Raw genomic sequence first — 5729 nt, forward strand, 5'->3', positions numbered from 1 at the left:
GGGCCGCGGCTCAGGCCTTGCGGCGGGCGCGGACGGCCTCGGCCAGGGTGGCCAGGACGTCCTCAGTGGTCGACCAGCCCATGCAGGAGTCGGTGATCGACCGCCCGTACACGAGGTCGGCGGGGGCGCCGAGGCTCTGCGCGCCCTCCTCGATGAAGCTCTCCAGCATCACGCCGGTGATGCCGCGCCGGCCCTCGGCGATCTGCGCGGCGATGGCCTCGGCGACGGCCGGCTGGCGGGTGTGGTCCTTGCCGCTGTTGGCGTGGCTGGCGTCGATCATCAGCCGGCGCGGCAGCCCGGCGGCCCCGATGACGTCGAGGGCGGCCGCGACGTCGTCGGCGCCGTAGTTGGGGCCGGAGCGCCCGCCGCGCAGGATGACGTGGCAGTCGGGGTTGCCGGAGGTCACCACGACCGACCCGGCGCCCGCCGGGTCGACGCCGAAGAAGGTGTGCGAGGCGGCGGAGGCGCGGCAGGCGTCGACGGCCACCTGGACGTCGCCGTCGGTGCCGTTCTTGAAGCCCACGGGCATGCTCAGGCCGCTGCCGAGCTGGCGGTGCACCTGGCTCTCGGTGGTGCGGGCGCCGATGGCGCCCCAGGTGACGGCGTCGGCGATGTACTGCGGGGTGATGGGGTCGAGGAACTCGGTGCCGGCCGGCATGCCCAGCGCCCCGATGTCGAGCAGCAGCTTGCGGGCGGTGCGCAGACCGCGGTGGACGTCGTGGCTCTCGTCCAGGCCGGGGTCGTTGATGAGGCCCTTCCAGCCGAGGGTGGTGCGCGGCTTCTCGAAGTAGACGCGCATGACGATCCGCAGCTCGCCCGCCACCGAGGGCGCGAACCCGGCGAGCCGGCGCGCGTAGTCGAGCGCGGCCTCGGGGTCGTGGACGGAGCACGGGCCGACGACGACCAGCAGCCGGTCGTCGGTGCCGTCGAGGACCCGCTTGACCTCGGCGCGCGCGTCCTCCACCAGCGCGGTGCGCTCGGGTCCCATGGGCAGCTCGGCGAGGACGTCCTGCGGCGCCACCAGCGGCTGGTAGCTGACGACCCGGGTGTCATTGGTGCTCGGCATGCGTTGTCCCATTCCCTGTTCGGTGGCCCCGCACAGCACCCTAACGCGCCGGAACTGGGCGGATGCGCGTCGGCCCGGGAGTGTGGCAGGGGTCATCGGCGCGCGTCCGCCCGTCGGGCGGCGGTCAGCCCTTGAGGCCGGGGAAGTCCTCCTCCCAGTACTCGTGCGGGTTGCGGCCGGTGCCGCGGGCCTCCTCGGCGGCGCGCAGCTGCACCCGGCGGATCTTGCCGGAGATGGTCTTGGGCAGGTCGGCGAACTCCAGCCGGCGCACCCGCTTGTAGGCCGCCAGGTGGGTGCGGCAGTGGGCGAGGATGGCCTCGGCGGCCTCCGGGCCGGGCTCGGTGCCGGCGGCGGGCACGACGAACGCCTTGGGGACGGCGAGCCGCAGCGGGTCGGGGGAGGGGACGACGGCGGCCTCGGCGACGGCCGGGTGCGCGACGAGGACGCTCTCCAGCTCGAACGGCGAGATGCGGTAGTCGGACGCCTTGAACACGTCGTCGCCGCGCCCGATGTAGGTGATGCGGCCGTCCGCGTCGCGGGCGGCGATGTCGCCGGTGTGGTAGAGCCCGTCGCGCATGGCCTCGGCGGTGCGCTGCTCGCTGTCGAGGTAGCCGGTCATCACCCCCACCGGTGAGTCGGCGAGGTCGAGGCAGATCTCGCCCTGGTCCCCGGGTTCGCCGGTGACCGGGTCGGCCAGGACGACGGTGAACCCGGGCATCGGCCGCCCCATGGACCCGGGCACGACGGTGTCGCCGGGCGCGTTGCCGATCTGCACGGTGGTCTCGGTCTGGCCGAACCCGTCGCGGACGGTCAGCCCCCACGCGTCGCGGATCCGCTCGATGACCTCGGGGTTGAGGGGTTCGCCCGCGGCGACGGCCTCGCGCAGGGGGACGGTCCACCGGCCGGGGTCGGCCTGGACGATCATCCGCCACACCGTGGGCGGCGCGCAGAAGGTGTCGACGCCCTCCTCGGTGATCCGGTCGAGCAGCCGCGCGGCGTCGAACCGCGGCTGGTTCACGACGAGCACGGTCGCCTGCGCGTTCCACGGCGCGAACACGCTGCTGTAGGCGTGCTTGGCCCAGCCCGGCGAGGAGATGTTGAGGTGCACGTCGCCGGGGCGGATGCCGGCCCAGTACATGGTGCTGAGGTGGCCCACCGGGTACGACAGGTGGGTGTGCTGCACCAGCTTGGGCCGCGAGGTGGTGCCGGAGGTGAAGTACAGCAGCAGCGGGTCGTCGCCCCGGGTGTCGGCGGCGGGGGCGGGGTCGGCGCCCGCGTGCCGGAAGTCGGCGTAGGACAGCCACCCCTCGACCTGGCCGACCGAGATCCGGGTCCAGTGTCCGGGCACCCCGGCGAACTTGGCGGTGTCGGCGGCGTCGGCGATGACGTGGGCCACCCCGCCGCGCTCGATCCGGTCGGCGAGGTCGTCGGCGGTCAGCAGCGGGGTGGCCGGGATGACGACCGCGCCCAGGCGCATGGCGGCCAGCGTGGTCTCCCACAGCTCGGTGCGGTTGCCGAGCATGACGAGGATCCGGTCGCCGCGGCGCACCCCCTGGGCGTGCAGCCAGTTGGCGAGCCGGGCGGAGTCGCGGGCGAGGTCGCCGTAGGTCGACGTGGCGGTGGTGCCGTCCTCGGCGATGATGCGCAGGGCCGGGCGGTCGGGGTGCTCGGCGGCCGCGGGGTCGAAGTGGTCGCGCGCCCAGTTGAACCGCTCGGGGCGCGGCCAGCGGAACGCGCGGCGGGCCGCGTCGGTATCGGTGCGGTACCGCAGCAGGGTGTCGCGGGCGTCCCGGAACTCCCGGGTCGGCGTGCTCGGCATGGGCGGACCTCCGCGTCGACTCGTGTGACTCCGGTCACTGTAGCCTCCGGAGCCGCACGGTGGCGGCAGGGGGGCACCGCCCGATGATCATGGGCCGCGCGATCCTGTGATAGATCGAAGAACCAGTGGCGGACAGGCGTTCGGGCGGGGCGGCGGCCGCGCCCCGCGCGGCCCGCTCCGGTGCGCGCCGCGCCCGCGTCCGGGCCCCCGGCGCGGCCGGACCGGTCGGCCGTGCGGTCCGGACGGCCAGGCTCTCCTCACCCGCCCGGGAGTTCGGTGCGAAGAGCACCGAACCCGCCGCCCGCCTCTGGTATCCAGGACTCCTCCCGTCCCGACCTCCCGCTCCACCCGTGAAGAAGGGCGCCACATCCATGCGCACGCTGTACCCGCCGATCGAGCCCTACGACTCCGGAATGCTCGACGTCGGAGACGGTCACCGGATCTACTGGGAGCTCTGCGGCAACCCCTCGGGCAAGCCCGTGGTGTTCCTGCACGGCGGCCCCGGCGGCGGCTGCTCCCCCGAGCACCGGCGGCTGTTCGACCCCGAGCGGTACCGCATCCTGCTGTTCGACCAGCGCAACTGCGGGCGGAGCACCCCCCACGCGGCCGACCCCGACACCGACCTCAAGACCAACACCACCTGGCACCTGGTCGACGACATGGAGGCGCTGCGGGCCATGACGGGGGCCGAGCGGTGGCAGGTGTTCGGCGGGTCGTGGGGCAGCGCCCTGGCGCTGGCCTACGCCCAGCAGCACCCGGGGCGGGTCACCGAACTGGTCCTGCGGGGGATCTTCACGCTGCGCAACGAGGAGCTGCGCTGGTTCTACCAGGAGGGCGCCTCGTTCGTCTTCCCGGAGGCGTGGGAGACCTACCTGGCGCCCATCCCCGAGGCCGAGCGGGACGACCTCATCGGCGCCTACGCGCGGCGCCTGGCCTCCCCCGACCCCGGCGAGCGGCTGGCGGCGGCGCGCGCGTGGAGCACGTGGGAGGCGTCCGCCATCACCCTGCGCCCCGACCCCGCGATCGTGGCCGCGCACGCCGAGGCCGCGTACGCGCTCGCTTTCGCCCGCATCGAGAACCACTACTTCGTGCACGGCGGCTGGTTCTCGCCCGGCCAGCTCATCGCGGGGGCGGGCCGGCTGCGCGGCATCCCCGGCGTGATCGTGCAGGGCCGCTACGACATGTGCACCCCGGTCAAGACCGCCCACGACCTGCGCGCGGCGTGGCCCGAGGCCGAGTTCCACCTGGTCGACGACGCCGGGCACGCCTACAGCGAACCCGGCATCGTGCACCGGCTGATCGAGGCCACGGACGCCTTCGCCCGCCGCTGACCCCCGCCCGCCCGGCCCCTCCCGCGTGCGGCGCTAAGCTCGGTTCCCCGGTCCCCACCGACGAGGAGCGCCGCATGCGGGTGAACGTCGACTTCGACCTGTGCGAGAGCAACGCGGTGTGCATGGGCATCGCGCCCGAGGTGTTCGAGGTCCGCGACGACGACTACCTCTACGTGCTGCGCGAGGAGCCCGGCGAGGAACTGCGCGACCGGGTCGGGGAGGCCGCGCGCATGTGCCCCAAGCAGGCCATCACGGTCGAGGGCTGACCCCGGCCGCCGCGAGCGCGTCGTCCCACGCGGTGTCCTCGGCCAGCAGCCCCCGGTACCGCATGACCTTGGGGGTCGAGCGCAGCCCGATCACCCCCACCAGGCGCCCGCCGCGGCCGACGAACGCGGTGAACTTGCGGTCGTCGGTCGACCCGTGGACGACCTCGACGGTGTCGGCGGGCGCGGCCTGGCCCAGCAGCTGCACCTTCATCCCGTACAGGTCGGACCAGAAGTAGGGGATGGGCGTGTAGGGGCGCCGGCCGTCCCCGCCCGCCAGCAGGTTGTGCGCGGCGGCCGCCGCCTGCTCCCCGGCGTTGGTCCAGTGCTCCAGACGCATCCGCCCGCCGTAGCGGGGGTGCGGCCAGTCGGCGAGGTCGCCCGCCGCGTACACGTCGGGCACCCCGGTGGCGCAGTAGGCGTCGCACAGCACCGCCCCCGTCCCGGGGTCGAGCCGCACCCCCGACCCGGCCAGCCAGCCGGTGTTCAGGTCGACGCCCAGCCCGGCCACCACCAGCGGGGCCTCGACCGCGCCGCCGTCGGACAGCCGGACGCGCTCGACCCGGCCGCCGGCCCCCTCGAACCCGGCGACCCCGGTGCCCAGCCGCACGTCGACCCCGTTGTCGCGGTGGAGTTCGGTGAGGGTGCGGCCGACGCGCGGGTCGACCACCCGGGTGAGCGGGGTCGGCGCGGCCTCCAGCAGGGTGACCTCCAGGCCGACGGCGCGGGCGCTCGCGGCGACCTCGGACCCGATGAACCCGGCGCCGACGACGACCACCCGCCCGGCCTCGGCGAACGCGGCCCGCACGGCCGCGGCGTCGTCCAGGGTGCGCAGCACGTGCACGCCCGCGAGACCGGTGGCGGGGCGCCGGGCGCGCGCCCCGGTGGCCACGACCAGCCCGTCGTAGGGCAGCGCCGTGCCGTCGTCCAGCTCGACGGTGCGTTCGGCGGGGCGCAGCCGCTCGGCGCGGCGGCCCAGGCGCAGGTCGAGGCCGAGCGCGTCGACCTCGGAGTCGGCGCGCAGGCGCAGCCCGGCGTCGCCGCCCTTGCCGGTGAGGACCTCCTTGGACAGCGGCGGCCGCGAGTACGGGCGGTGCGGTTCGTCGCCGACCAGGGTCAGCGTCCCGTCGAACCCCTCCGCGCGCAGCGACTCGGCCGTGTGCAGCCCGGCCATCCCGGCACCGACGACGACGATCCGGCGCATGCCCACCCCTCGGCCCACCCCTCCGTTCACGACCGGCCCACCCTAG

The 5729-nt window shown here is 75.0% G+C and carries 5 protein-coding genes; 2 read left to right on the forward strand and 3 right to left on the reverse strand.

Going from position 1 to position 5729, the window contains the following annotated elements:
- Nucleotides 1–10: 10 nt before the first annotated feature.
- Both NT8_RS26830 and NT8_RS26835 read right to left on the reverse strand, forming a co-directional pair.
- Complete coding sequence (locus NT8_RS26830) at nucleotides 11–1066, reverse strand: 3-deoxy-7-phosphoheptulonate synthase (protein ID WP_067975541.1); 1056 nt, start codon at nucleotides 1064–1066, stop codon at nucleotides 11–13.
- A gap of 124 nt (nucleotides 1067–1190) precedes the next feature.
- Nucleotides 1191–2885, reverse strand: a complete 1695-nt coding sequence (locus NT8_RS26835; RefSeq protein WP_067975544.1) for an AMP-binding protein — start codon at nucleotides 2883–2885, stop codon at nucleotides 1191–1193.
- Nucleotides 2886–3256: 371 nt separating this feature from the next.
- Here NT8_RS26835 and pip point away from each other — a divergent pair, with 371 nt between their 5' ends.
- Both pip and NT8_RS26845 read left to right on the forward strand, forming a co-directional pair.
- Complete coding sequence (gene pip / locus NT8_RS26840) at nucleotides 3257–4216, forward strand: prolyl aminopeptidase (protein ID WP_067975550.1); 960 nt, start codon at nucleotides 3257–3259, stop codon at nucleotides 4214–4216.
- Nucleotides 4217–4290: 74 nt separating this feature from the next.
- The gene (locus tag NT8_RS26845; protein WP_067975548.1) at nucleotides 4291–4482 is read left to right on the forward strand and encodes a ferredoxin; all 192 of its coding nucleotides are present in this window, start codon (nucleotides 4291–4293) and stop codon (nucleotides 4480–4482) included.
- Here NT8_RS26845 and NT8_RS26850 read toward each other — a convergent pair.
- Complete coding sequence (locus NT8_RS26850) at nucleotides 4466–5683, reverse strand: NAD(P)/FAD-dependent oxidoreductase (RefSeq protein ID WP_067975552.1); 1218 nt, start codon at nucleotides 5681–5683, stop codon at nucleotides 4466–4468. The genes NT8_RS26845 and NT8_RS26850 overlap by 17 nt on opposite strands.
- Between the last annotated feature and the right edge of the window lie 46 nt (nucleotides 5684–5729).

It is taken from the genome of Nocardiopsis trehalosi NBRC 14201 (assembly GCF_001552555.1).
In the GTDB taxonomy this organism is placed as follows: Bacteria; Actinomycetota; Actinomycetes; order Streptosporangiales; family Streptosporangiaceae; genus Nocardiopsis_B; species Nocardiopsis_B trehalosi.

Excerpts from the sequence above, each read along its gene's own strand:
- NT8_RS26830 (WP_067975541.1), bottom strand. The coding sequence starts at position 1,066 with ATGCCGAGCACCAATGACACCCGGGTCGTCAGCTACCAGCCGCTGGTG.
- NT8_RS26835 (WP_067975544.1), bottom strand. The coding sequence starts at position 2,885 with ATGCCGAGCACGCCGACCCGGGAGTTCCGGGACGCCCGCGACACCCTG.
- pip (WP_067975550.1), top strand. The coding sequence starts at position 3,257 with ATGCGCACGCTGTACCCGCCGATCGAGCCCTACGACTCCGGAATGCTC.
- NT8_RS26845 (WP_067975548.1), top strand. The coding sequence starts at position 4,291 with ATGCGGGTGAACGTCGACTTCGACCTGTGCGAGAGCAACGCGGTGTGC.
- NT8_RS26850 (WP_067975552.1), bottom strand. The coding sequence starts at position 5,683 with ATGCGCCGGATCGTCGTCGTCGGTGCCGGGATGGCCGGGCTGCACACG.